The sequence below is a fragment of the Limosilactobacillus mucosae genome, assembly GCF_046939755.1.
Classification (GTDB): Bacteria; Bacillota; Bacilli; order Lactobacillales; family Lactobacillaceae; genus Limosilactobacillus; species Limosilactobacillus mucosae_A.
Genome location: NZ_JBKZAY010000098.1, coordinates 1 through 424 on the forward strand (window position 1 = coordinate 1; position 424 = coordinate 424).

Annotated in this window: 1 pseudogene; it reads right to left on the reverse strand. The window is 53.1% G+C overall.

What is annotated here, in order from left to right:
- Positions 1 to 424 (reverse strand): annotated as a pseudogene (pgi, locus tag ACLUWI_RS10330) (glucose-6-phosphate isomerase); the annotation flags it as partial.

The following is a 424-nucleotide window of genomic DNA, read 5'->3' on the forward strand; positions in this document are numbered from 1 at the left end:
TTTTCTTTCATTTGCGCGCGCAGCTTGTCGCCAACTTCCTCAAAGCCTGGCTTGCCCAGCAGACCAAACATGTTGGTCTTGTAAGCTTCAACACCCGGCTGGTTGAATGGATTGATGCCGTTCAAGTAACCGGAGATCCCCATAGCAACCTCAAAGAAGTAAATCAGACTGCCCAGCGTGTATTCGTCTTCACGCGGAATGTGCACCGTCATGACTGGCACGCCACCGGCATTGTGGGCGGCTACTACGGCTTGGTAGGCCTTGGTGTTGACCCAGTCCATGTTCTTGCCCTGCAGATAGGCCAAGCCGTCCAGATCGTTTTCAGCCGTTGGAATCGTGACGTCATGGTTTGGCGTGTCCAGCTTAACGACCGTTTCCATCAGATTGCGCATCCCTTCTTGGATGTATTGACCAAGCGAGTGCA